The sequence below is a fragment of the Streptococcus sp. HMSC065C01 genome (assembly GCF_001813525.1).
GTDB classification, from domain to species: Bacteria; Bacillota; Bacilli; order Lactobacillales; family Streptococcaceae; genus Streptococcus; species Streptococcus parasanguinis_V.
In genome coordinates this window covers 110507-132971 of the sequence record NZ_KV812846.1, presented here as the reverse complement: position 1 = coordinate 132971, position 22465 = coordinate 110507, and the positions used below count along the sequence as shown (strand labels likewise).

The 22465-nt window shown below is 41.5% G+C and carries 20 protein-coding genes; 12 read left to right on the top strand and 8 right to left on the bottom strand.

What is annotated here, in order from left to right; genetic code table 11:
• Both HMPREF2918_RS04030 and HMPREF2918_RS04025 read right to left on the bottom strand, forming a co-directional pair.
• On the bottom strand, positions 1–535 hold a 535-nt coding region (locus tag HMPREF2918_RS04030), incomplete at its 3' end, for a DUF4947 domain-containing protein (protein ID WP_256263188.1).
• Positions 536–627: 92 nt separating this feature from the next.
• Positions 628–1875 (bottom strand): carbohydrate-binding domain-containing protein, encoded by a 1248-nt coding sequence (locus HMPREF2918_RS04025; RefSeq protein WP_049516094.1) that lies wholly within the window; start codon positions 1873–1875, stop codon positions 628–630.
• Between the two features lie 214 nt (positions 1876–2089).
• Here HMPREF2918_RS04025 and HMPREF2918_RS04020 point away from each other — a divergent pair, with 214 nt between their 5' ends.
• The 11 genes from HMPREF2918_RS04020 to HMPREF2918_RS03970 all read left to right on the top strand — a co-directional run bounded on the left by HMPREF2918_RS04020 (position 2090) and on the right by HMPREF2918_RS03970 (position 12875).
• Positions 2090–2869: a polyphosphate polymerase domain-containing protein gene (locus HMPREF2918_RS04020; protein WP_049492711.1), complete on the top strand. Its 780-nt coding sequence runs from the start codon at positions 2090–2092 to the stop codon at positions 2867–2869.
• Positions 2862–3545: a DUF4956 domain-containing protein gene (locus HMPREF2918_RS04015; protein WP_049516098.1), complete on the top strand. Its 684-nt coding sequence runs from the start codon at positions 2862–2864 to the stop codon at positions 3543–3545. The genes HMPREF2918_RS04020 and HMPREF2918_RS04015 overlap by 8 nt, the downstream gene beginning before the upstream one ends.
• Positions 3546–3637: 92 nt before the next feature.
• A complete protein-coding gene (locus HMPREF2918_RS04010) occupies positions 3638–4897 on the top strand; it encodes a S41 family peptidase (RefSeq protein WP_049516099.1) in 1260 nt (419 codons plus the stop codon).
• Positions 4898–5066: 169 nt separating this feature from the next.
• Positions 5067–5195 (top strand): teichoic acid D-Ala incorporation-associated protein DltX, encoded by a 129-nt coding sequence (locus HMPREF2918_RS04005; RefSeq protein ID WP_003002102.1) that lies wholly within the window; start codon positions 5067–5069, stop codon positions 5193–5195.
• Positions 5196–5213: 18 nt separating this feature from the next.
• Complete coding sequence (gene dltA / locus HMPREF2918_RS04000) at positions 5214–6764, top strand: D-alanine--poly(phosphoribitol) ligase subunit DltA (RefSeq protein WP_021154127.1); 1551 nt, start codon at positions 5214–5216, stop codon at positions 6762–6764.
• Positions 6761–8014 carry a D-alanyl-lipoteichoic acid biosynthesis protein DltB gene (gene dltB / locus HMPREF2918_RS03995; protein ID WP_049516100.1) on the top strand — a complete coding sequence of 418 codons (1254 nt, stop codon included), beginning with the start codon at positions 6761–6763 and terminating at the stop codon, positions 8012–8014. Before dltA ends, dltB begins: the two co-directional genes overlap by 4 nt.
• 15 nt (positions 8015–8029) lie before the next feature.
• Positions 8030–8269, top strand: coding sequence for a D-alanine--poly(phosphoribitol) ligase subunit DltC (gene dltC / locus HMPREF2918_RS03990; RefSeq protein WP_003002265.1), 240 nt, complete (start codon positions 8030–8032; stop codon positions 8267–8269).
• Positions 8262–9530: a D-alanyl-lipoteichoic acid biosynthesis protein DltD gene (gene dltD / locus HMPREF2918_RS03985; RefSeq protein ID WP_070594646.1), complete on the top strand. Its 1269-nt coding sequence runs from the start codon at positions 8262–8264 to the stop codon at positions 9528–9530. The genes dltC and dltD overlap by 8 nt, the downstream gene beginning before the upstream one ends.
• A gap of 251 nt (positions 9531–9781) precedes the next feature.
• On the top strand, positions 9782–10006 hold the full coding sequence (locus tag HMPREF2918_RS03980) for a hypothetical protein (protein WP_021154124.1): 225 nt from the start codon (positions 9782–9784) through the stop codon (positions 10004–10006).
• A 97-nt stretch (positions 10007–10103) separates the two neighbouring features.
• Positions 10104–11858 carry an aspartate--tRNA ligase gene (aspS, locus tag HMPREF2918_RS03975; protein ID WP_070594645.1) on the top strand — a complete coding sequence of 585 codons (1755 nt, stop codon included), beginning with the start codon at positions 10104–10106 and terminating at the stop codon, positions 11856–11858.
• Between the two features lie 75 nt (positions 11859–11933).
• A complete protein-coding gene (locus tag HMPREF2918_RS03970; RefSeq protein WP_003009152.1) occupies positions 11934–12875 on the top strand; it encodes a YitT family protein in 942 nt (313 codons plus the stop codon).
• Positions 12876–12903: 28 nt separating this feature from the next.
• Here HMPREF2918_RS03970 and pulA read toward each other — a convergent pair whose 3' ends face one another.
• The 6 genes from pulA to HMPREF2918_RS03940 form a co-directional block, all read right to left on the bottom strand.
• A complete protein-coding gene (gene pulA / locus HMPREF2918_RS03965; RefSeq protein ID WP_049492689.1) occupies positions 12904–14979 on the bottom strand; it encodes a type I pullulanase in 2076 nt (691 codons plus the stop codon).
• An 8-nt stretch (positions 14980–14987) separates the two neighbouring features.
• On the bottom strand, positions 14988–15971 hold the full coding sequence (locus tag HMPREF2918_RS03960; RefSeq protein WP_013904333.1) for a LacI family DNA-binding transcriptional regulator: 984 nt from the start codon (positions 15969–15971) through the stop codon (positions 14988–14990).
• An 11-nt stretch (positions 15972–15982) separates the two neighbouring features.
• Positions 15983–16795, bottom strand: a complete 813-nt coding sequence (locus tag HMPREF2918_RS03955) for a DUF1189 family protein (protein ID WP_045760038.1) — start codon at positions 16793–16795, stop codon at positions 15983–15985.
• A 144-nt stretch (positions 16796–16939) separates the two neighbouring features.
• On the bottom strand, positions 16940–17782 hold the full coding sequence (locus tag HMPREF2918_RS03950) for a sugar ABC transporter permease (RefSeq protein ID WP_021154117.1): 843 nt from the start codon (positions 17780–17782) through the stop codon (positions 16940–16942).
• A gap of 1 nt (position 17783) precedes the next feature.
• Positions 17784–19079 (bottom strand): sugar ABC transporter permease, encoded by a 1296-nt coding sequence (locus HMPREF2918_RS03945; RefSeq protein ID WP_049516104.1) that lies wholly within the window; start codon positions 19077–19079, stop codon positions 17784–17786.
• A gap of 127 nt (positions 19080–19206) precedes the next feature.
• Positions 19207–20463, bottom strand: a complete 1257-nt coding sequence (locus tag HMPREF2918_RS03940) for an extracellular solute-binding protein (protein WP_049516106.1) — start codon at positions 20461–20463, stop codon at positions 19207–19209.
• 449 nt (positions 20464–20912) lie between these two features.
• On the opposite strand from HMPREF2918_RS03940, the gene malQ reads away from it, so the two are divergent.
• Positions 20913–22442, top strand: coding sequence for a 4-alpha-glucanotransferase (gene malQ, locus HMPREF2918_RS03935; RefSeq protein WP_049516109.1), 1530 nt, complete (start codon positions 20913–20915; stop codon positions 22440–22442).
• Positions 22443–22465: the final 23 nt, after the last annotated feature.

Below are 22465 nucleotides of genomic sequence, written 5' to 3'. Positions count from 1 at the left end.
TTTTCTGTCTAACTTTTGGGGTGCGGTTCATTTTCCCCTCGTGGTAAAGCCCTTTAATATTTTCTAATTCGGTATTTTCAAAAGATTTGGCAATATAAGCAGGGTCTGTTATTTGTTTCTCTGGATTCCCAAGAATTGTTTGGACAAGGGCAGTGGTATATCCTTCATAATCCGGCGTCTGGGCAAAAATAGTATCGCCATTTCTAGAGTAGGCCACTTTTAGGTTCCCGGTCGCATAAATCTTATCTTTTGGGGCTTCTTGAGCATTTCTAGGGAGTCCTTCGGTTGTGACGATGTCAGAAGTGGTTTCTGTAGTAGTTGAGGGAGAGCTAGAGGAGTTGCTTGAGCTATTTGAACTGGTTGAGCGACTCGGGAGGCTAGAACGACTCGAGCTACTTTTTTTAAAGGTTTTCTTTTTTGAACTGGTAGTTGTTGGTTCTTTTTTAAAGTTGATCTCAAGATCCGGCACACAGGCTGATAGAAAAAGAAGAGACAGCAATAGTGTGAAGAAAAGAGGGAGTGTTTGTTTTTTCATCATGTTTCTTTCGATAAGCTGATTGATTTTCTATTCTATCATAAAAAGGGTAACAAAAAAAGGTCAGGAAGAAATCCTGCCTTTATTTGTTATTATGGATGCCCACCTCCAGGTCCACCGCCTTGAGGTCCGCCACCACCTGGAGCCCCACCGCCTCCAGGCATGGAGTTGACAATTTCCGTTTGTTTTTCACCGTTGATATAGATGTCTCCACCAGTGTAGGTAGCAGTACCATCAAAGTCGAATCCAGATTGTCCCGTTAATTTAATGGTTCCTCCGGTAACGGTGATATTTCCATTCGAATCAATTGGATCGGTATCGCCTTGGCCAACTTCAACGTTGAGGGTTCCACCATTCATGGTGAAGAAAATTTCATCTTGGTTGGCATTAGCATTGGCTGCATTGACACCATCATCAGTTGCGTAGATGGTGATATCTCCACCGTTGATGGTGATCGATTTTCCTTCGAGACCTTCGACAGACTCTGTTACCTCATAGGTTCCGCTATCGATGATCAGATCACCAGAAGCATGGATTCCGTCGTCTCCTGCAGTGATGGTCATTTTGTTGTCTGAAAGATACATGGTTCCAACCGAAGTATCTTCATCATTATCCACCTTGACTGCATCTTCATCTGCATCGATGGTCATGGTCGTGCCAGTGATATTGAGTTCATCATTGACGTTGAAGGCATCTCCTACAGCCGTGATCTTATAGGTTCCACCTGTGATATGGAGAGTGTCATTGGCCTTGATACCATTGTTCTTCTTGGCGTCAATGTTGAGTGTACCTGAACCATTGATGGTGAGGTCGCCTTTAGAGAAGATGACCGCATCGGCATCTTCATCATTGTTTGAACTTGAATCAGACAAGGTATTGGTCGTGCCGTCTGCTAGGGTAAGGTAGACATGACCTGCTTTCGTAGCAGAAATTGGCGCGTTGGTGTTGGTCATGGTAACGCCTTTCAAGACGATATGAACATCATCTGAGTCACCTGCTTCGACCTTGATTTGAACCCCATCGGATTCACCAGAGATGACATAGGTTCCGGCCTTTGAGATGGTCACAGTTGATCCAGAAACGGCTACGCCGTCACCTGATACATTTGCAGACGAACCAGACAGTTTTACAGTAGAGGCTTTGCTTTCATCATAAGAGCTGTCCTTGTCCTTATCTGTAAAATAGTTGGAATTGTTTGTTTTATTTTTTGAAGTAGAGGTAGTGGTTGTTTGTGCAGTATTGCTTTTTGTAGCTGATTGTGATGACGCCTGGGTACAAGCTGTCAGTAAGGTGAGGGTTGCGGCCCCCGTTAATAAAAATTTCCATTTGTTTGATTTCATGAGCTTTTCCTCTCGTTCAATTGATATGCTCCTAGTCTAAAGTTGCTAGCTGAAAGTTTCCTAAAGTTTTTCTGAAAGGAACCTTAACTTTAGTTTTCTTTAAGTTTGGCTTAATGACCAGTTAAGAAAGTCCCATTAAACTAGAAAGCACGTAAGTCGTATTCATACTTACTGAAGGTTAGAAACAATAGATCCCTCTTAAAGGAGAAGAAACATGAAAAAAACAATTGAGACAAGTTTCAAACGAATCGAAACAAAATATATCGTCGCAAAAGATGACGTGAAGGACTTGATCAAAGACTTAAAAGAATACGTCGTAGAAGATGATTACCCAACCTCAACCATTTCAAACATTTATTTTGATACGGAAAATTTTGATGTCATTCAAGATGCTCTTGCAAAACAACACCGCCGTGAAAAAATTCGGATGCGGACTTATATAGAAAAACCTCAAGCAGACAGCCCAGTGTTTCTAGAGGTGAAGTCAAAAGATGAAGAAGGAATTGGCCATAAATTCCGCCTAGTCGCTACTTCGCAAGCCATTATCAACTTGATGACAGATGGGACAGTAGATCATCAGATACAAGATCCAGACTTAGTGCAAGAGATTCAGAGATTGCGCAAACGTTATGGTCATCGATTGGAACCACGGATGTTCATTTATTATGATCGTTTGTCTCTCAAAGAAAAGAAATCCATTCAGGGTTATCCTTATCAGAAGATTCGCGTGACAATCGATCAAAACTTAGTCTTTCGAGACCAGGCTGTTAGCCTTTTTGGTGGGAAGAAAGGAGAACCTCTACTAGAGGATGACTTCGTGATCATGGAAATTAAGGCTCCTGGCCAAGAACCTAAATGGCTAAAGGATATTTTAGAGAAGTATGGTTTGGTGAAACAGAAATTTTCAAAATATAGCTGTGCTTATCATAAATCACAAGGCTTGGATTATGCCCCAAGACCAGTTCAAGAAACGGTAGGTGCTGCCTATGTCTAATCTATTTGATTCTATTTTTAATAATGCCACAGCAGCGGTGGATCCCTTGCGCTTACTGCTGGCCCTTTTGGTCAGCCTCTTTCTAGGGCTGGCCCTATCTTGGACCTATAAATACCGAACACTTTACACTCGAGAGTTTGTCATTAGTTTGACCTTGCTTCCTTGTATGATGACCTTAGTGATCTTTTTGGTCAATGGAAGTTTGGGAACCTCGATTGCAGTGGCAGGGACCTTTAGTTTGATCCGTTTTCGTTCGGCTACGAGTGGTTCGAGAGAGTTGATTGCGATTTTTCTAGCCATGATTATAGGACTAGCAGCAGGATCGGGCTATCTTTTATTGGCCATTTTATCAACCCTTTCTTTACTAGGGGTGTGGCTGGTATTAGAGAACAAACAGAGTAAGGCAGACCATCAACGGCGCCGCCATTTGACTATTACCGTCTCAGAACAAGATTCTGTTGCAGAACAAATCAGCCAGTTGTTAGATAAAAGTTGTTCAGAAATTGACTTTATTTCTGTCACAACGGCCCAAGCTGGAGAACAACTGACCTTGAACTATGAGGTAAATATGGAATCGAACATCGATGATTTTGCCCTTGCCAATCTATTGATTAGCAAGATTGAAAATTGTGATGTAGCTCTGACAAAGAAAGCGAAGAAAAGAAAGAATCTATAACGGCTATCCTACTTTAGGATAGTTTTTTAGGGGTTTAAGAACTTTTTAAGAAAAAGTGGTATACTGTTTCTAAAAAATGGAAGGAATCCTTTATGAAAAAGACTGCTATTTTTGAAGATGTCGTCTCTATTATGACCCATGATTCATCTACCAGCAAGGATCGAAAAGGATGCGATCCAGAGCCTTTTCGAGAAAACATTACAGATGAGATGACAGATGATGCCTTTCTCTATCAAGTTAAGGCTTACCTAGCTAGTTTTGGGGTGATCGGGCATGTTTCCTTTCGAGATAAAAAGGCCAGTCAAAAAGGGTTCCTTTTGAGAATAAATGGACAGAAACTGTATGTTGAGGAAGCTAATGAAGATACGGGTCTTCAAGTAGGAGATCAGATCCTAGCTCTGGATGGAAGAGACTTGGATCAGATAGCTTCTCTTCATAAAGCCTATTTTATCAGCAAGACCCCAGAAAGACATTATAGAGAATGGGCAGATTTGGTCTCTCAGTCAACGAGTGTCACCCTGCTTCGAGAAGGGATAGAAAAGACCATTAAAGTAGTACCCAGTCGAGAACCGATCCAGGATCATATCTTTTGGAAACGATTAGACGATGAGATTCTTTATCTTCGTCTGGATAACTTTATGGATGAGAGAGCTATTAGTCGGGTATATCAAGAGTGTTTACCTATGATGACGGAAGTCAAGTTTCTTATCATTGATGTCCGACAGAACGGCGGAGGGACAGATTCTTTATATTTCTCTCTATTACATCTAGGTTTAGAGAAGGATCAGGGCTATGAAGGCATTGATTGGGATGATGATGGCATGGAAATTCTCTACACGGAGCGTAATGTTGATCTGCGCTTGAAAGACTTTGAGGACTGGATGCAACAGGAAGAAATTAGTCCTGAAACAGCTAAACTGCTTGAAGATATGAAAGAGGATTTGCTTCGCCATCGGGGAAAAGGTTATGTAGCATATAAGGGAGAAAGCGAGGAATTTTTCCCAGAGGTCAGAGGAAGTCTCTATCCTGAACAGATCTTTATCTTATCAGATATTTATTGTGCTTCATCTGGGGATAACTTTGTTCAGATGATGAAGCAGTTTAAGAAGGTAACGGTGGTGGGTCGACCAACTCTTGGGATTCTAGACTACTCTAATTGTTGTACAGTTGATTATGGCAATTTTTGTTTAATGTTTCCCACCTCTCGCTGTTTAAGCGTGGATCAAGGGAAAGGGATGACGGATCAGGGTGTTCTACCCGATATAGAGATTCCTTGGACACCTAGCCATTTCGAGAGAGATGTGGATCTGGACAAGTGTCTGGAGTTGATTCGTCAGGGGACTGTGAAATAGAATAGGATTTCAACCAGAAAACTGATTAAAGAAAAATGCTTTCGTTAAACGACTTGAATGATCTGAAATGATAACGTTTTCTACGACATTCTCACTATGTTTAAAATTGCTTACTTGGTATAAAAAATGGTAAAATAGTGAATAACAATCAAAATGAAGAGTGAAACTTATGAAACATAAAACACTTTATAAATTTATCGGGCAGACGGTCTTGTATTTCGCCATTTTTCTAGCCCTACTTTATTTCTTTAGTTACCTTGGTCAAGGTCAGGGTGGCTTTATCTACAACGAATTTTAGAAAAGGAGACTCCTAGCCGTGTCAAACCAACCAATTACTGATATGATCGAGACAATTGAACGTTATGCGCAACTACAACCAGACTATCCTGTCTACAATGTCCTTGGTGAGGAGCATACCTATGGCCAATTGAAGGCTGATTCAGATAGCTTGGCTGCCCACATCGACCAAATGGGACTTCCTGAAAAGTCACCTGTAGTGGTCTTTGGTGGTCAAGAATATGAAATGTTAGCAACCTTTGTGGCCTTGACCAAATCTGGCCATGCCTACATTCCGATTGATAGCCACTCTGCCTTGGAGCGCGTGTCTGCCATTGTTGAAGTAGCAGAGCCAAGCTTGATTATTGCCATCAATGAATTTCCATTGGAAAACCCAGCTGCTCCAATCATGTCCTTGGAGCAAGTGCGTGAAGCTTATGCGGCTCAGCATGCCTATGACTTGAAACATCCGGTCAAAGGGGATGATAACTACTACATCATCTTTACCTCAGGGACAACCGGGAAACCAAAAGGGGTGCAAATTTCGCACGATAACTTGCTCAGTTTTACCAACTGGATGATTACGGACAAGGAATTTGCAACGCCAGAGCGTCCGCAAATGTTGGCGCAACCGCCCTATTCTTTTGACTTGTCTGTCATGTACTGGGCACCGACCTTAGCTCTTGGAGGAACCCTTTTTGCCCTTCCATCAGCTATCACTCAAGACTTCAAACAACTCTTTGCGACGATCTTTTCTCTTCCGATTGCGATCTGGACTTCAACACCATCTTTTGCAGATATGGCCATGTTGTCTGAGGATTTCAATGCTGAAAAAATGCCAGGGATCACCCATTTCTACTTTGATGGGGAAGAGTTGACAGTCAAGACTGCTCAGAAATTGCGCGAGCGTTTCCCAAATGCACGCATCATCAATGCCTACGGCCCAACGGAAGCAACTGTAGCTCTTTCGGCTGTAGCCGTAACAGATGAGATGTTAGCTACTTTGAAACGTCTGCCAATTGGTTACACCAAAGAAGATTCTCCAACCTTCATCATTGATGAGGCAGGTAACAAATTGCCGAATGGTGAGCAAGGTGAGATCATCGTATCAGGCCCAGCTGTTTCAAAAGGTTATATGAATAATCCAGAGAAAACAGCAGAAGCCTTCTTCGAATTTGAAGGTCTTCCAGCCTACCATACGGGAGATGTCGGAACCATGACGGATGAAGGCCTTCTTCTCTATGGTGGTCGGATGGACTTCCAAATCAAGTTTAACGGTTATCGTATCGAGCTAGAGGATGTCTCTCAAAACTTGAACAAATCGAAGTATATTGACTCAGCAGTCGCAGTACCGCGTTATAATAAGGATCACAAGGTCCAAAATCTCTTGGCCTATGTCATCTTAAAAGAGGGCGTCAAAGAACAATTTGAGCGCGAAATTGATATCACAAAAGCCATCAAGGAAGATTTAGAAAACATCATGATGTCTTATATGATGCCTTCAAAATTCCTCTATCGTGATAGCCTGCCATTAACACCAAACGGGAAAATCGACATCAAAGGGTTGATTAGCGAGGTTAATAACCGATGATCGAGTTTTTGAAACAGCTCCCTCATTTAGAACACTATGGAACACCGATCTATTTTGTCTACCTCATTCTAGCTTTTTTGCCGATCTTTGTGGGCCTCTTTTTCAAAAAGAGATTTCCGGTCTATGAAGGACTGGTGAGTCTGATCTTTATCATTTTGATGCTGACAGGTTCGAATCTCAAGCAAATTTATGCCCTGCTCTTTTACGTAGTCTGGCAAATCTTGATTGTGTATTCCTACAAAATCTATCGTCAGAAAGCGGACAACAAGTGGATTTTCTATCTTCATTCCTTCTTGTCTGTCTTGCCCCTGATCTTTGTTAAGGTGGAGCCAGCGATCAAGAATGGGCACCAATCCTTGTTTGGATTTTTAGGGATTTCGTATTTAACCTTCCGAGCTGTCGGAATGATCATCGAAATGCGAGATGGTGTCTTGAAAGAATTCACACTCTGGGAATTCTTACGCTTTATGCTCTTTATGCCGACCTTCTCAAGTGGACCGATTGATCGTTTCAAGCGTTTTAATGAGGATTATAACGCTATTCCTGAGCGTGAAGAATTATTGGATATGTTGGAGCAAGCTGTTAAGTATATCATGTATGGCTTCCTTTATAAATTTATCCTAGCTCATATTTTTGGCCACTTATTGTTAGGACATGTGCAGACCTATGCTTTGTCTCAAGGTGGATTCTTCAATATCGGAACGCTGGGAGTCATGTATGTTTATGGCTTTGACCTCTTCTTTGACTTTGCGGGCTATTCGATGTTTGCTTTAGCAGCTTCCAATCTGATGGGAATTAAAAGTCCCATCAACTTTGATCGTCCCTTTAAATCACGTGACTTAAAGGAATTCTGGAATCGTTGGCATATGAGTTTATCTTTCTGGTTCCGTGATTTTGTCTTTATGCGTCTCGTGATGGTATTGATGCGCAATAAAGTATTCAAGAGCCGGATTACCACCTCAAATGTTGCCTACATTATCAATATGTTGGTCATGGGCTTCTGGCACGGGGTGACTTGGTACTACATCGCTTATGGGCTCTTCCATGGGCTTGGACTGGTCATCAATGATGCTTGGATTCGTAAGAAAAAGACCATCAATAAAGAAAGAAAAGCAAAAGGATTGGATCCTATACCGGACAATCGTTGGACCAAAGCTTTAGGGATCTTTATCACCTTTAACACAGTGATGTTGTCCTTCCTGATTTTCTCAGGATTCTTGGATCAACAATGGTTTCCAAAATTGAAATAAAAGGAGAATAGAAAAATGGATGTAAAATCTCAAGTAATTGAAATTATTGACGAATTGTTTATGGAAGATGTCTCAGACATGATGGATGAGGATCTCTTTGATGCGGGTGTCCTTGATAGTATGGGGACAGTCGAATTGATTGTGGAACTGGAAAATCGCTTTGGCATCCGTGTTCCTGTATCTGAATTTGGACGCGATGATTGGAATACTGCTAACAAGATCGTAGAAGGTGTAACGGAGCTTCAGAATGCTTAAGCGTTTGTGGCTGATTTTAGGGCCCGTATTTTGCGCGCTCCTCATGGTAACAGCTTTATTATTCTTTTATCCAATCAATCATAAGCACAACTATACTGAAGAGAAAAAAGCTGCGGTTAGTCTGAATGCAGAAGGATTCAAGAGTCGTACAAAGAAACAAGAAGCACTTTCTGATCCACAGCATCGCTTTGTCCCTTATTTCGGCTCCAGTGAATGGTTGCGTTTTGATGTGGTGCATCCAGCAGTTTTGGCTGAGAAATATGACCGCAATTATAGACCCTACTTTTTAGGAGAACGTGGTGCGGCTTCTTTGAACCAGTATTTTGGGATGCAACAGATTTTGCCAGAACTCAAGGACAATACAGCTGTTTATGTAGTTTCTCCGCAATGGTTTACCAAAAAGGGATACGATTCCTCTGCTTTTCAACAATTCTTTAATAGCGATCAGTTGAATAGCTTTATTGCCAATCACCAACAGGATGCTGCATCCCAGTATGCTGCAAAGCGTCTGTTACAACAGTATCCAAATGTCGCCTTTCAAAGTGTTGTAACGAAAATTTCTCAAGGAAAGAAAATTTCCAGATTTGATCAGTCTTTGAACCAGTTTGTTTCCCACCTTGTCCAACGCGAAGATGCTTTGTTTAGTAATCTTGCAACGCGTACAAACGGGAATTACGATAAGAAGGTCAAAAAACGTCTACAAGATTTACCAGATCAATTCTCATATGAGAAATTGGAAGAAATTGCAACGGCTGAAGCAAAAATCAAAACCAATAACAACGACCTTGGAATCAGCAATCATTTTTACAATACTCGTTTAAAAATGAAGTTGAAGAAACTAAAAGGTTTCCAAAAAAACGAATCCTATGTTCAATCTCCTGAGTACAATGACTTGCAGTTGGTTCTAGACCAGTTTGCTAAATCTCGGACCAATGTTATCTTTGTCATTCCTCCAGTAAATGCCAAATGGATGAACTACACAGGCTTGAGCCAAGAAAAGTATGAACAGGCTGTTCAAAAGATTCGTTACCAATTGGAAAGTCAAGGATTCACCAATATTGCAGACTTTTCTAAAGATGGTGATCAGCCCTACTTTATGGAAGATACGATTCATATGGGATGGAATGGTTGGCTAGCCTTTGATAAAGCGGTCAATCCCTTTGTCACAAAGGCTGAAAAAGCACCAACTTACCATCTAAATGATCGCTTCTTCAGCAAAGACTGGGCCCAATATAAAGGGACACCAGACGAATTTAAATAATGCTTGATCAAAGGGGGCAGGATCAAATCCTGGCTCCTTGATTTGTGAGGAAAGTGACGAGAAAGTCACAAATAAGCAAGAGAGTTATCCACAGGCTGTGGGAAACTTGCTTGTAAATGGATGAAAGCAAGTCCTGATGCTTCTGACGCTTCCTCTTTTGAGGGGGCAAAAAGTGAAAGTTATCCACATTTTTGTGGATAAGTGATAAAAAACAGTGGATAAGTCAGCTGGTTTGTGAAAAGGAGAATAGTGTGAAAAAAATTTGGTTTTACGCAATCGTTCAGGGAATTGTGATCTTTTTTATTGTGGGTGGCATGACCTATGTGCTTAGGGGAGATTTCTTTTTCCGCTACCTATCCCCTATTTTTGGACTAGCAGCAGCTGTCTTGCGATTTGGGACGGCGACTTTAATGAAGGTGCTAGCACCCACTCTCTACGATGATCCCAAAAAGAAAGAAGAGAGCCACGATAATTAAAGAAGTTGGTGACTGAAAAAGTTGAGCTAAAGGCCACTTTCTGCTGGTCTTTATGGTAAAATAGAAGGAAGAATATTAGTTTGGAGATTAATTAGAAATGAAACGTTCAATGTATGCTGGACGTGTTCGTGAAGAACACATTGGAACTCGTATTACCTTGAAAGGATGGGTTAGCCGTCGTCGTGACTTGGGTGGTTTGATCTTTATCGATCTACGCGACCGCGAAGGAATCATGCAATTGGTGATCAATCCAGAAACAGTTAGTACAGAAGTGATGGCTACAGCCGAAAGCATCCGTAGTGAATATGTTGTAGAAGTGACAGGTCTTGTAGAAGCTCGTGAACAAGCTAATCCAAACTTGCCTACAGGAGCAGTAGAACTCAAGGTAGAAACTATTACGGTTCTCAATACCGCAAAAACAACACCATTTGAAATCAAGGACGGTATTGAAGCCAATGATGATACTCGTCTTCGTTACCGCTACTTAGACCTTCGTCGTCCTGAGATGTTGGAAAACCTCAAACTTCGTGCAAAAGTAACCCATTCAATCCGCAATTACTTGGATGAATTAGAATTTATTGATGTGGAAACACCGTTTCTTTCTAAGTCAACTCCAGAAGGAGCGCGTGACTATTTGGTTCCTTCCCGTGTCAATAAGGGGCATTTCTATGCCCTTCCACAAAGTCCTCAGATTACAAAACAATTGTTGATGAATGCTGGATTTGACCGCTATTATCAAATCGTGAAGTGTTTCCGTGATGAGGATTTACGGGGAGACCGTCAACCTGAGTTTACACAAGTCGACTTGGAAACTTCTTTCTTGAGTGATCAAGAAATCCAGGATATCACAGAAGGCTTGATTGCACGTGTCATGAAAGAAACCAAGGGAATTGAAGTAACACTCCCATTCCCACGGATGAATTATGATGACGCTATGGCCTTGTATGGTTCAGATAAACCAGATACACGTTTTGAAATGTTGCTCCAAGACTTGACAGAGCTTGTCAAGGGTGTAGACTTCAAAGTCTTCTCAGAAGCTCCAGCAGTTAAGGCGATTGTTGTCAAAGGTGCAGCGGATCATTACTCTCGTAAAGACATCGATAAATTGACAGAAGTTGCGAAGCAATACGGTGCAAAAGGTCTTGCTTGGGTGAAATATGCTGAGGGTACTTTGAACGGTCCTGTTGCGAAGTTCTTGACAGACTTGACAAGTGACTTGACAGCTGCTTTACAGTTAGAAGACAAAGATCTAGTTCTCTTTGTAGCAGATACTCTTGAAGTAGCCAATGCAACGCTTGGTGCTTTGCGTGTTCGTCTTGCGAAAGAGCTTGACTTGATTGACAACAATCAATACAACTTCCTTTGGGTAGTGGATTGGCCAATGTTTGAATGGTCTGAAGAAGAAGGCCGTTATATGTCTGCTCACCATCCATTTACACTTCCACAAGCTGAAACAGAGCATGAATTGGAAGGAGATCTTTCAAAAGTTCGAGCAATTGCCTATGATATCGTCTTAAATGGCTATGAATTAGGTGGAGGAAGCCTACGGATTAATCATAAAGATTTACAAGAACGGATGTTTAAGGCACTTGGATTTACAAAAGAAGCTGCCAATGAACAATTTGGTTTCTTGTTGGAAGCAATGGATTATGGTTTCCCACCACATGGAGGATTGGCGATTGGTTTGGACCGCTTCGTGATGCTTCTTGCAGGTGAAGATAATATTCGGGAAGTCATTGCCTTTCCGAAGAATAACAAGGCGACAGATCCAATGACACAAGCTCCTTCTGTCGTTTCTGAAAAGCAATTGGATGAGTTAAATCTTCAAGTAGAACTAGCAGAGCAAGAATAGGACAAGAGAGAAAAGGGAAAGTCTAGGAATCAGTTGCTCTAAGATCTTCCTTTTCTTCTAATCGATGGATTGAAAATGAAAAAAATTCGCTTTCATAAGCTATTTCGCTATCATGTGCGGCGACTAGCTTATAACATTAAATTATTGCGCGTGCTGAAGAGCATCTCCCGTGAGAAATACGATGAAAAAGTGTCAGCTTCCTTGCTGTATGGTTTTCTATCAGCGATTGCCGTCAACTTCTTCTTTCAACCAGGACATGTATACTCCAGCGGTGCAACAGGGCTAGCTCAGATTTTATCTGTTCTGAGCCAACGCTTTATTGGCTTTACGATTCCCGTTTCCTTGACCTTTTATGCCATCAATATCCCTTTGATGATTGTGGCTTGGTATCAAATTGGCCATAAATTTACCATCTTTACCTTTATTACGGTTTCGATGAGTTCCCTCTTTATTCAGTTCGTGCCAGTGATTACGTTGACCAACGATCCGATCATGAATGCCCTATTTGGTGGGGTTGTCATGGGAACAGGGATTGGTTTTGCTCTTCGGAACAACATTTCCAGTGGAGGAACGGATATTGTCAGTTTGACGATTCGAAAACGGACAGGAAAGAATGTCGGCAGTATCTCCTTTTTGGTCAATGGGACCATTATGTTGATCGCTGGTCTGACCTTTGGTTGGAAGTATGCTCTTTACTCTATGATTACCATCTTCGTATCGAGTCGAGTAACGGATGCTGTCTTTACCAAGCAAAAACGGATGCAGGCAATGATCGTAACGAGCCAGCCAGATGCCATTATTGAAAAGATCCATAAAAAATTGCATCGTGGAGCAACCATTATCCACAATGCAGAAGGAACCTATAACCATCAGGAAAAAGCGGTTCTGCTGACAGTTATTACGCGTGCAGAGTTTAATGAATTCAAATATATTATGAAAAAAGCTGATCCTCAGGCTTTTATCACCATTTCAGAAAACGTTCATATCATTGGACGCTTTGTAGAAACAGAAGAATAAAAATAAGGTCACCACATTGTGGTGACCTTTATTTTGTTGATTCAGTTTCGTGGAGAAGGAGCCAACTATGGGCAGGAATAGAAAGTTCCTTTCCTTTAGGAATAGGCGCTTGGAGGTTGGCATGAGGATAGGCAAATAACAGCTGGCTATCGCTCGGATGTTGATAGGTCTTTTCTTGATCACCGATATTGACGAGAATCGTTATTTTTTCACGATCTTTCTCAATCGTGTAGATCAAATGATGATCAGACAACCATTTGACATCACAGTAGTCGCGAATCTCTTGCCCTTTTTTCAAACGAAGGAGTGGCTGTGATTTCCGATAAGCAATCAATTCTTCAAGAAAAGCAATTTCTTCTTGGCATTTTGAAAGGGATGTCCAGTCCAATTGGTTGAGACTATCTGGCAAGTTATAGGTGTTGTCTTCGAGCCCTTTTGTGCGGTAAAATTCTTGACCAGCATGGATAAAAGGTACACCTTGGGATAATAATACCAAATGAAGAGCGAGACGTGAGAGAGCTTTTCGCTCCTCTAGACGAATCTCTTCTTTTTCAAGTTGGAAATAATCAAAAACAGTTGCATTGTCATGGCATTCGACGTACTGAATGGCTTGTTGAGGTTGGATGAAATGAGCAGGTCCTACTTTCCCGACATTTGCTGTTAGGATATTAGAAAAATCATTGGCTGGATGTTGACTATCACGACGGTGATCGGCTAAGAGTGTTCTCTTGACCGTATCCCGGAAATTATCACTGAAAAAGCCAAAATCTGGTAATCGTTTTGAGTTGTACTGGTGAGCGAGCTGGTCTTCAGAGAGGCCTGTATCCATCTTCCACCCTTCGCCATAGAGATAGACTTTAGGATAGATTTCACGGAGCTCCTCTGCAATCTCTGTCATGGTTTGAATGTCTAAGATTCCCATCAAGTCAAAGCGAAAACCATCAAAGCCGTAGAGGGAAACCCATTGCTTGAGGGATTGCTTGATATAGTGTCTTACCATGGAACGTTCACTTGCGACATCATTCCCACAGAAGGTTCCATTGGTCCGCTCTCCTTCTGCATTATAGCGGTAGAAATAACCGGGTACGATTTGTTCAAATGCATACTCATCGGCCTGGTAGACGTGATTGTAGACCACATCCATGATAACACTAAGATTAGATTGGTGATAGGTTGCAATAGCATCTTGGAGTTCCCAAATCCGTGCATAAGGATCGTTGGGGTCACTGGCATAACTACCTTCTGGAACATTGTATTGGACAGGATCATAACCCCAGTTGTAGGCTTTCCATTGATTCTCTTCATCAACACTACCGAAATCATAGACAGGAAGTAACTGTACATGGGTAATGCCAAGTTTTTGAAGGTAATCAAATCCAAGGATCTGACCATTGAGTTGAGGCGATTCTGTCAACCCTTTAAACTTACCAGGGTGTTTAAAGCCGGCCTCTTTTTGGACAGAGAAGTCCCGAACGCTCATCTCGTAGATGATTGCTTCTGTCGGGTCTAATTGACGAGCAGCACGTGTGATAGGACGTGTAATCTTCTTCCGGTCGATGACCAAGCTGTCTCCAGAGTTGGCCAAAGAGGATAGAGCATAGGGATCGTGAATCCGACGTTCTAGGCCATTGACACGAAATTCATAGTGGTAGGCAGCTCCTTCCCAATCCCCTTTGAGCAAGAGTTTCCAGACACCGTTTTCTGTACGTGTCATCGGATAGATCTGATCTTCGATATGGAGACTCACATCTTGCGAAATCGGTGCCCAGAATTTAAATTGCGTCTGATTTGGTGTGTAAAAACTTCCTAAATCTTCTCCACTATAGGTGAAGGTTTGATCGAAAATGGGTTTGCGAACGATGTTTCGATAGTGGAGTATAGAAGAATTTCCAGTAGCATCGTAGATGGTGTACTCTTCTCCGAGTTCAAGTGGAATAGGGCTTAAGAAATAGTCTCCTGTGTCAGTCGCTGCACTTGACGTTTTGACAGGGATTAAGGCAAGATAACCTTGGTTCGTTTTCAAATAAAAAGGAAGGATATGCTCCTCTCCCTTTTGGATACGAATGAGGTCTTGGTCATCTAAATAAGCAGTAAATGTAGACATAAAGACTCCTAGAGTTTCGTAATGGTATGGTCAATCAATTGACGGTAGCAGACGGTTTTTCCTTCTTTGTGATCCTTGATAATTTGTAGAATTGTCCGAACAGACTCACGTCCGAGTTCCACTGCATTGATGTCAATATAGGCTTCAATATCGAGTCGTGGCTTAATCGAATCAAAGGAAATAATCGGGATTGTCAGCTGGTGTTCTAATAGGTATTGGCGCACCCCTTCAGCAACGAGAATATCGGTTGTCATGATGGCATCTAACTCTGCTAGGGGAAGGCTCTCCATCATTTGATAAGAATTGTCTTCCAACATAAAACCAAATGAGAAATGAACCAGTTTTTCATCGAGAGGAATCCCTGCTTTTTGGAGGGCTTCTTTATAACCTTCGTAGCGGTCTTGAGATACGAACAGTTCTTTGTTTCCCCCGATAAAAGCAATTTTTCGGTAGTTTTGTTGAATGAAATAATCCGTCGCATCAAATGCAGCCTTGATATTATCATTATCCACTAGCGATACAAAAGGTGAAGCTGCCTTTCCGAGAATGAGGAAGGGGAACTTGTCTTTGATCGCAAATTCAACGAGGGGATCATTCGGGTTGGAATAAAGGAAAATCAAACCATCTACACGATTTCCGTAGATGAGTTGTTTGAGGTTGTCGAGCCGCCGTTCTTCATTTTGCCCCGTACAGATTTGGATGGCATAATCATTGTCTGACGCGATCTGGGTAATCCCTCTTAAAACAGTTGGGAAGAAAGGATTCTGGTAGAAGACGTCACTGTCGATTGGTAGGACCAAAGCAATGACTTGACTAGATTGGCTGACAAGGCTGCGAGCATTAAGATTGGGATGGTAGTCCAATTCGACCATGGCCTCACGGACACGTTTTTTTGTTTCATCACTAATCGTGGATTTGTTTTGGATGACGCGCGTGACAGTTGAAGGCGCGACGCCAGCGAGTTTCGCCACATCTTTGATGGTAACACGCATGAGAAAACCTCCTAGCGGTGATAGTCTGGATCACGGAAGTGGGTCTTATAAAATACCATAGCAAGATAGAGTACAAATAAGACATTTTGGATCATGATCGTCGTAGTAAATACTTGATGGAATAGTAAACTGATGAAGACACTCAGTAAAATAGGGAGTCCCAAGCAATTCAGAATACAATTGAAACATTCCTTGAAAGTTTGTAGTGAAAAGAGTCGAGATTTTCGTGTCAAGTAGAGGAAGAAAGATGCCCCTAGGATGAGAATCAAATAATTGACTGTCGATAAGAAGCCAGAGAAAATCACGAGAAAGAGACTGACAGGGAGTCGATTGTCGCGAAACCAATCGCTAGAGATAGCTTGAGTGAAGCTTTTTTTATCCCGAAGGCTCTCTTGATTAATAGCCTGGTATGAGACTGTAGCGAGTTCTTTATTCTCTTTTGAGATAATCAATTGTTTGCGATCAAAATGGAGTGTTAACTCCTTGCCTTCACTAGCCTTTGCCTCTTGGCCTAAGATAACCTGTCCTTTTGAAGTCTTGTGTACAGGGTTAGTCCCTGTATAGGTGAGCTCTTGGTCTTTGATCACGACGTGTTCTTGGATATCTTTCATAACGTCTGTTGATAAAGGATCAAACACATCGCTGACAAAGGTTGTCAAAGGATAGGTTTTGAGTTGAGCATTTTGCAGAGCCACAGGTAATAGTGTGATAGAGATTAGAAAGAAAGAAGTAAAAATCATTTGGAACCAGCTCAGTTTTTTGCGGTTTGCAAAAGAAGAGCGGAAATTGAAGATACTTGCGAAATAATTAAAAGGATAGGGCATAAGATGACCTTTCTAAACATAAGAGTATCAGAAATGCAAAGAGAAATCTCTTTGCATTGATTTTATTCTTAACGAAGGGTAGTAAAGCATCCACCATACTACCCTTAACTTAAAAATAAAATGTGCTTGAAATAAGATTCTATTTTATCCTTTATCTCCACCAGCTGTCAAGCCTGAAACAAAGTTCTTTTGTAGGAAGAAGAATAAGATACAGATTGGAACCGCGATCAAAATAGCACCGGCTGCAAAGAAGGCGATTTTTTGATTTTTTTGGTCACTGATAAAGGTTTGAAGACCAACGGCTACCGTATAGTTCACTTCGTCACGAAGCAAGAATTTAGACAAGATATAGTCTCCGAAAGGCCCCATGAAAGCCCAAAGTGCTTGAACGGCAATCATTGGACGAACAAGAGGAAGGACGATTTGCCAGAAGCGACGGAAGTGTCCAGCTCCATCCAATTTCGCAGATTCATCGAGAGAAATTGGAACAGTATCGAAGTATCCCTTCATCAACCAGGCATTCATTGGAATACCACCACCAACATAAAGGAAGATCAAGAACCAAGGTTGGTTCAAGGCATTCAGCATCAAAGCCATAACGAAGAAGGCTGTGAGGGCTGCCATGGTTGGGACCATTTGAATAATCAAGAAGAAGACCAAACTTTGTTTACGCGCCAAGAAATTGTAACGGCTGTATGCGTAACCTGCGAAGGTAACGATACTTGTTTGTACAATCATGGTGATAATGGCGATAACCAAGGTGTTCATATACCAAGTGCCATAATGAGTTTCAGAGAAAAGTTTTGAGAAGTTATCAAAACTAAGATTGCCACTAAAATCAAGTGTAAAGGCACTGACATTCCCTGATTTGAAGGCTGATAGAACCGTAATCAACAATGGATAAATGATAACGATTGAAAGAACCACCATGTACAGGTAAGTCAAGAAATGATTGAGGCGGCGTTTAAATTGAACTGAATTTTTCATTTTATACATCCTCCATATCAAATGCATGTAGTTTCTTGAAGGCAATCATAGAGATTGAGATCACAATCACAGAGATAATCAAGGTTACCGCTGCGGCCATTGAATATTGAGGAGAAGAATTGGTTGTCAACTTGTAGATCCATGAGATCAAGATATCTGTAGATCCGGCGTTTCCTCCGACAGAACCAGGTCCCCCATCGTTAAACAAGTAAATGATGGAGAAGTTATTAAAGTTGAAAGTATATTGACTGATCAAAGTTGGAGCTGCAACAGCCATAATCATTGGGAAAGTGATGCTGCGGAATTTTTGCCAACCGTTGGCACCATCAATATAAGCAGCTTCGTAAAGATCGTTTGGAATAGATTGAAGAATCCCTAAAGTCAAGACGTAAATGTAAGGGAAGCCGAGCCAACCTTGCATCATAATCAAAGCAATTTTTGTCCAAGTAGGATCTGTTTTCCAAGGAATCAAAATGCCATCTAAGAATGGGAAGATCTTCGCAAACAATGGGATAACTTGTGCATTGATGGCACCGACACTATCGTTAAACATATTTGAGAAAGTTAAGATAGTGATGAAGGCTGGAACAGCCCATGGGAGCAAGAAGATAACCCCAAAGATTCGTTTTCCTTTTACGAATGGTTGGTTTGCAACAATAGCGGTCAAGATACCGAGTACGATTTGAAGAGTAGAAGCTGCGAGTGCCCAAATCAAGGTCCAGCCAAGAACAGATGTAAAGGCTGAGCGGAAGGTGCTCAAGGTCCACATATTAGTGAAGTTTTGGAACCCGATCCAATCAAGCAAGGTTGTTGGAGCGGTATGTTTGAAGTCGTAGTTGGTAAAGGCGATCATCAAAGTTACTAAAACTGGGAAGATAATCGCAAATGTCATAGCAATGTATGAAGGAATGATCAATAAATATGGGAAGCCATTTTCATAGATGGCTTGAACCATTTCTTTTCCAGTTTTTGGAACAGCAATGCCATTGTTGATACGTTTTGCAACGGTTCCAGCATCCTTAATATTTAAGGCATAAAATAGGAAGTAAACAATGGTAATGATCAAGTGGAAGGCGCCACGAATCAAGATAAAGAGAGAATTATCTTGTCCACGGACGGTTCCAAGTGTAACCAATTTCGCTAATTCTCCAGCTCCGATTCCTAGGAAATAGGCGAGAAAGAGAACAGTTACGGCAAGAAAAATATAGCCTTTGGTTTTTTGTTTGTTATAAATTTGCCCAAGACCCGGGATCAAAGAGAGCCACATAGCCTTTTTAGGGTTTTGTTCTGTAGTCATTCAAATCTCCTTATAATGTCCTTGCTAGAGAGCAAGAAGACAAGTCAGACAGTCAGTTGTGCTTGAAAATTGAACATAAGAGGTTGGGACCTTGTCTCCAACCTCTTACTCACACCTAAAAACTGTCTTATTTGCTACCGAATTTTTGTTCGATGGTTTCTTTAATCAATTTCACTGCATCGTCAGCAGATGCTTTTGCAGATTTTTTACCACTTACAGCATCGAAAAGCATAGTAGCAGCTGGATCCCAAACAGCACTCATTTCTGAGATATTTGGCATTGGTTGAGCATTCTTGAATTGATCAACAACGGCAGTTGTCAATTCATCGTTTTTGCTAACCGCATATTTACGAGCTTCGGTGTTGGCAGGAACTTCATTGGTCTTGTCAAACAAAGCTTTTTGTTGATCAGTACTTGTCAAGAAGTCAATGAATTTTTGAGCGCCATCAAGGTTTTTCGCACCTGCAGGGATAACCCAAGCTTTACCACCACCAAAGGCAGAGTATTGTTTTCCGTTTGGAAGAGTTGGAATCGTTGCGACACCGTAGTTTACTTTAGCTTCTTTCAATGAAGCAGCTTTCCAAGGACCATCGATGATAGCAGCTGTTTTACCTTCTTGGAATTGTGTTTGGATGAAGTTAGCAGCACCTTTTGTATCTTGCAAACCTTTTGGCCATTTAGCATACCAAGTTTTTGCATATTCGATACCATCGATAGAACCTTGGTTGTTCAATCCAATATCTTTAGGATCTGTACCGTCTTTACCAAACACATAACCGCCGTTACCTGAAAGTAAACCGTAAGTGTAGTAGAAGTTTGTCCAGTCAGCTAAGAAGGCAGTTGTTTTACCAGGTTCGCTAGCGAAGTCGTACTTGCTATCTTTTGCAAGATTGTCAAGATCACCAAATGTTTTTGGAGCTTCGCTTAAAAGATCTTTGTTATAGTAGAGAACCAATGTTTCGATGACAGCAGGTGCACCGTAAACTTTACCACCGTTTGTTACAAGAGCTTCAGTTGTTTTATCTGTATGGCTATCTTTGTTTAATGTCACTTCAGCCAATTGACCATCGCTACCAAGACCACCTACACGGTCGTATGGAGCCATCATTACGTCTGGAGCTTTTTTAGATTGGTTATCAAGAGAAAGGTTATCCAATCCACCAAGAGCATCACCAGTCTTGATGTTAACTTTTACGCCATTTTCTTTTTCAAAAGCTTTTGCAGCTTCTTCAACATAAGATTTGTAGCCTTTGTCTACATAGACGTTGATTTCTTTACTTGCCTCAGAAGAACCTGATGAGCTATTGCTACAAGCAGCAAGTAAGAAGCCGGCAAAACCAACTGTACCAAGTACAGCAGCACTACGTAAAATTGTACGTTTCATGATTTATTCCTCCTAAAGAATAAAAAAAGATAATAATTAGAAACCGTTTTAGACAAACGTTTTCCTAAAACGTCTTAAGTATATCACAAGGCGAAAACGTTTGCAAGTAGTTTTAAACAATTTTTTTAAAAATATTTTAATTCCGAACTTTCTTCTATAAAATGCATCAAATTTGTTGACATTAGCCAAAGGAAAGAATACACTAAGGGGGTGAGGACATTCTGAAAAAAGTTAAAAAAGTTTTTAAGAAATCCCTTGCAGAAAATAGGGAAAAAGTTTATAATAACATGGTACGCAAACGTTTTCGCAAAAATTGCGTAAACTGAGTTGCGCCTGTTCGATTTTTAACAAAGAGTAGAGCCGCTTGAGAGCTGGATACGACTCTGCAACGATACCCATACCGTGCACCGAATCGCAGGCTTCAAAGAAATAAAAAAAGGTGGTAACCCATGAAAAAACGTCAAAGTGGTGTTTTGATGCACATTTCTTCCCTTCCTGGACAATACGGGATCGGATCATTCGGTCAATCAGCATATGATTTTGTTGATTTCCTCGTTCGGACCAAGCAACGTTACTGGCAAATCTTGCCGCTTGGTACAACTAGTTATGGAGATTCTCCATACCAATCTTTCTCAGCTTTTGCTGGGAACACTCATTTTATTGATTTCGATCTTTTGATTGAACGAGGTTTGTTGACAGAAGCAGATCTTAAAGGAGTGGACTTTGGTCAAGATCCTACTCAAGTGGATTATGCAAAGGTTTTCGAACAACGTCGTCCCTTGCTTGAAAAAGCAGTTGCGAACTTCTTGAAATCAGGTGATCAAAAAGAATTCCAAGCCTTTTGCGAAGCCAATGCTTCTTGGTTGGAACTATTTGCAGAATACATGGCTATCAAAGAACACTTTGATTTAAAAGCCTGGACAGAATGGCCAGATGCAGCTATTCGTGCACGTGAACCAAAAGCTTTGGCTCAATACCGTGAAGAATTGGCGGATCAATTGACTTACCATCGTGTGACTCAATTCTTCTTCTTCCAACAATGGTTGGCCTTGAAAGCTTATGCCAATGACCATCACATTGAAATCGTCGGAGACATGCCAATCTATGTAGCGGAAGATTCAAGTGACATGTGGGCGAACCCTCATCTCTTCAAAACAGATAAAAACGGGAAAGCGACTTGCATCGCAGGATGCCCGCCAGATGAATTCTCAGCAACTGGTCAACTTTGGGGGAACCCAATCTATGACTGGGAAGCAATGGACAAAGATGGCTACCAATGGTGGATTGAACGCTTGCGTGAAAGCTTCAAGATCTACGACATCGTGCGGATCGACCACTTCCGTGGTTTTGAGTCTTACTGGGAAATCCCTGCTGGATCAGATACAGCAGCACCAGGTAAATGGGTTAAAGGTCCTGGCTACAAACTCTTTGCAGCTGTGAAGGAAGAGCTCGGTGATTTGAACATCATCGCTGAGGACCTTGGCTTTATGACAGATGAAGTCATCGAACTTCGTGAAAGCACTGGCTTCCCAGGAATGAAGATTCTTCAATTTGCCTTCAATCCGGACGATGAAAGTATCGATAGCCCTCACTTGGCACCAAACAATTCTGTGATGTATACAGGAACACATGATAACAACACAGTTCTTGGATGGTACCGCAATGAAATCGACGATCCAACTCGTGAGTACCTTGCTCGTTATACTAACCGGAAAGAGTACGAATCTGTACCGCATGCGATGCTTCGTACCGTCTTTGCTTCCGTCAGCTTCATGGCGATTGCTACGATGCAAGACTTGCTTGAGTTAGATGGCTCAGCTCGGATGAACTTCCCATCTACTCTCGGTGGTAACTGGTCATGGCGAATGACAGCGGATCAATTGACTCCAGCTGTCGAGCAAGAATTGCTTGATTTCACTACGATCTATCGTCGTGAAAACAAAGACTTGAAAAAAGAAGTTAAGAAAGCAAAAAAATAATCTTTCCCCCTATTAAAATTGTT

Coding starts and splice junctions, on each gene's coding strand:
- dltC (WP_003002265.1), top strand. CDS start 8,030: ATGGATGTAAAATCTCAAGTAATTGAAATTATTGACGAATTGTTTATG.
- HMPREF2918_RS04010 (WP_049516099.1), top strand. CDS start 3,638: ATGAAAAAGACTGCTATTTTTGAAGATGTCGTCTCTATTATGACCCAT.
- malQ (WP_049516109.1), top strand. CDS start 20,913: ATGAAAAAACGTCAAAGTGGTGTTTTGATGCACATTTCTTCCCTTCCT.
- HMPREF2918_RS04020 (WP_049492711.1), top strand. CDS start 2,090: ATGAAAAAAACAATTGAGACAAGTTTCAAACGAATCGAAACAAAATAT.
- HMPREF2918_RS04005 (WP_003002102.1), top strand. CDS start 5,067: ATGAAACATAAAACACTTTATAAATTTATCGGGCAGACGGTCTTGTAT.
- HMPREF2918_RS03970 (WP_003009152.1), top strand. CDS start 11,934: ATGAAAAAAATTCGCTTTCATAAGCTATTTCGCTATCATGTGCGGCGA.
- HMPREF2918_RS04025 (WP_049516094.1), bottom strand. CDS start 1,875: ATGAAATCAAACAAATGGAAATTTTTATTAACGGGGGCCGCAACCCTC.
- HMPREF2918_RS04015 (WP_049516098.1), top strand. CDS start 2,862: ATGTCTAATCTATTTGATTCTATTTTTAATAATGCCACAGCAGCGGTG.
- HMPREF2918_RS03955 (WP_045760038.1), bottom strand. CDS start 16,795: ATGCCCTATCCTTTTAATTATTTCGCAAGTATCTTCAATTTCCGCTCT.
- HMPREF2918_RS03945 (WP_049516104.1), bottom strand. CDS start 19,079: ATGACTACAGAACAAAACCCTAAAAAGGCTATGTGGCTCTCTTTGATC.
- dltB (WP_049516100.1), top strand. CDS start 6,761: ATGATCGAGTTTTTGAAACAGCTCCCTCATTTAGAACACTATGGAACA.
- aspS (WP_070594645.1), top strand. CDS start 10,104: ATGAAACGTTCAATGTATGCTGGACGTGTTCGTGAAGAACACATTGGA.
- HMPREF2918_RS03960 (WP_013904333.1), bottom strand. CDS start 15,971: ATGCGTGTTACCATCAAAGATGTGGCGAAACTCGCTGGCGTCGCGCCT.
- dltD (WP_070594646.1), top strand. CDS start 8,262: ATGCTTAAGCGTTTGTGGCTGATTTTAGGGCCCGTATTTTGCGCGCTC.
- HMPREF2918_RS03940 (WP_049516106.1), bottom strand. CDS start 20,463: ATGAAACGTACAATTTTACGTAGTGCTGCTGTACTTGGTACAGTTGGT.
- HMPREF2918_RS03950 (WP_021154117.1), bottom strand. CDS start 17,782: ATGAAAAATTCAGTTCAATTTAAACGCCGCCTCAATCATTTCTTGACT.
- pulA (WP_049492689.1), bottom strand. CDS start 14,979: ATGTCTACATTTACTGCTTATTTAGATGACCAAGACCTCATTCGTATC.